The organism is Mesorhizobium sp. M1A.F.Ca.IN.020.06.1.1, from assembly GCF_004023265.1.
Classification (GTDB): Bacteria; Pseudomonadota; Alphaproteobacteria; order Rhizobiales; family Rhizobiaceae; genus Mesorhizobium.
Map to the genome: position 1 here is coordinate 1 of NZ_RZSR01000876.1, position 2544 is coordinate 2544.

The following is a 2544-nucleotide window of genomic DNA, read 5'->3' on the forward strand; positions in this document are numbered from 1 at the left end:
GCATTCGGCCAGACCCGCCAATGGTGGTCTGACCTTCTCGTCGGCAAGCGTGCGGCGATAGTAAGTATCGGGATAGGTCATGATGAATCGCATGAGAGCGGGCGGCCTTGAAAGCCGCCCGCGAAGAACGTCAGTCGGTGCTGTAGTTCTTGCCGTACCATTTGGTGGTCAGCGTGGCGAGCGTGCCGTCCTTTTTCATCTCGTCGATGATGCCGCCGACCTTGGTGGTCCACTCGGCGTCACCCTTGTCCGCGATCACCACCAGCGGCTCGCGGAAGGCGTAGTCGCCCTCAAGAATGCGCAGCGGATACCCGTTCTTGATGGCGTTCTGGGCGGTCTGCTCGGGCGCGATGACTGCATCGAGCCGCACGCCGTCCCCAAGTCTCAAATCGTCGAATGGCAGCATGGAATCGGCAAAGGTCCGGATCTCGCCGGGTTGCAGCTTGTATTCGACTGGCGGAAGGCCGGGAGCGTCGATCTCCAGCTGACGGCGGATGAAATCTTCCGAAGTCGTGGCGGTTTCGACACCGATCACCTTGCCGTTCAGCTCGTTCACGGACTTCGCCTTGCTGTCCTTGTGGACCACATAAACATAAGGGCTGTAATAATAGATGCCGGCGAAATCGATCACCTTGGCCCGGGCCTTGGTCGGCGTCACCGAGCCGACGCCGAGGTCGTAGCGGCCCTGCCAGTGGCCGCCGGTCATTGTGGCCCAGTCGGGCGTCTCGAAGCTGACCTCCACGCCCAGACGCTTGGCGATCGCTTTCGAGACGTCGATATCAAAACCCACCAACTGGTTGCTTTCGTCGAGAAAGCTCTGCGGCGGCCAGCCGCTGTTGGTCGCGACCATCATGGCCTTCTTGGATGTGACGCGATCCAGGGTTTCTCCCGCTCGCGCTGCCGACACGAATGCGAGCGCGCCGGCAGCCAGCGCGAAACAAGCGATCAATCTCCTCACGAAACCTCCCTCTCGTATGTAAGATGTCTGACAACACAATTGTCCGGAAGGCGCAGGGCGAGTCAAGCATCTTTTGTCGGGCATTGCCGAGTTTAGCCTGCAATGAGCGTCCACTGCTCGGCGCTCGTGCCGCCCCGGCCCCAGGCTCAACTCCGATGCCGAAGCGCCTCGACGACGACTGCCATCGCCGGAGAAAGCTGCCGCCGGCTCGGATAATAGAGGTGATAGCCCGGAAAGGGGCAGGCTCCAATCATCGAGCACGAGCGTCAGCCGCCCGTCCGCGATGTGGCGGCTGACGAGGTTTTCCGGGACATAAGCGATGCCGTAGCCGCTTAGCGCCGCATCGATCATCGGCAGGGTCGAGTTGAAGGTCAGCTGGCCATCGACCCGGACCCGAAGCTCGCGGCCCTTCTTCTCGAACTCCCAGGTATAGAGCCCGCCAAACGTCGCCTGCCGCAGGCCGATGCAGTCATGCCCGACCAGATCCTGCGGTGTCCTCGGGACTTGGGCGGCGGGAAAAATAATCCGGCGAGGCGATGGCCACCAGCCGCCAGTCGGGGCCGATCCGCACCGCGATCATGTCCCGGTCGACGCTCTCGCCAAGCCGCACGCCGGCGTCGAAGCGCTCCTCCACGATGTTGCGCATGCCGTTGTCGCTGTAGAGCTCGACGCGCAAGTCGGGATAGTCGCAGAGCATCGGCTCGAGCTTCGGCCAGACCGTCGTCTCCAGCGCATGGTCGGACAGCGTGATGCGTACCGTGCCAGCGGGCTTGTCCCGGAAGGCGACCAGACCCGCGAGATCGGCCTCGATCTCCTCGAAGCGTGGGGCGAGCGACTGGTAGAGCCGCTCGCCGGCTTCCGTCGGCGCCACGCTTCGCGTCGTGCGCGTAAGCAGGCGAACGCCGAGGCGGGCTTCCAGCTGCTTGATGGTGTGGCTGAGCGTCGACTGTGACGTGCCGAGTTCCGCCGCTGCCCTGGTGAAGCTGCGCTCCCGGGCGACAGCCAGGAACCACAGCAAATCTTTCATGTCGCCGCGCTGCATGGAGAACCTCCTGGTCGATTTATATCACAGGTCGATAAGTCCATACGGATTATCTGCTCTAATCGAATTGGTTGCACTGCAATATCTTCCGGGCAGGTCGCGGCGGCCGTGGCCGATTCCGGCGCCCCGCTTGCAAGGATGCCCCCGAATGGAAACCACTTACGACACAAGGCTTGTCGAAGACCGCGCCATGCGGGGCGCGGTGCTCTCGATGGCGCTTTGCGTTTCGGTGCTCATCGCCTCGGAGTTCATGCCGGTCAGCCTGCTGTCGCCGATCGCGACCGATCTCGGTATCACCGAGGGTCGGGCGGGCCAGGCGATCTCGATTTCGGGCATTTTCGCTGTCGTGACCAGCCTGCTGGTCGCTGGCCTGACGCGCCGCATCGATCGCAGGCTGGTAGTCACCGGCTTCACTGTGCTTCTCATCGCGTCCGGGCTTGCCGTCACCTTCGCCTCCAACTACGCGTTCCTGATGGCCGGCCGCGCGCTGCTCGGCATGGCGATCGGCGGCTTCTGGTCGATGTCGACCGCGATCGTCATGCGC

The 2544-nt window shown here is 63.1% G+C and carries 2 protein-coding genes and 1 pseudogene; 1 reads left to right on the top strand and 2 read right to left on the bottom strand.

What is annotated here, in order from left to right:
- Positions 1-130 precede the first annotated feature (130 nt).
- Both EOA60_RS28360 and EOA60_RS28365 read right to left on the bottom strand, forming a co-directional pair.
- The gene (locus EOA60_RS28360) at positions 131-958 is read right to left on the bottom strand and encodes a transporter substrate-binding domain-containing protein (RefSeq protein WP_245479261.1); all 828 of its coding nucleotides are present in this window, start codon (positions 956-958) and stop codon (positions 131-133) included.
- A 146-nt stretch (positions 959-1104) separates the two neighbouring features.
- Positions 1105-2000, bottom strand: a pseudogene (locus EOA60_RS28365) (LysR family transcriptional regulator).
- A gap of 148 nt (positions 2001-2148) precedes the next feature.
- Between EOA60_RS28365 and EOA60_RS28370 the strand changes: the two are divergent.
- Positions 2149-2544: MFS transporter (locus EOA60_RS28370; protein ID WP_128312263.1), on the top strand; the 396-nt coding region annotated here is incomplete at its 3' end.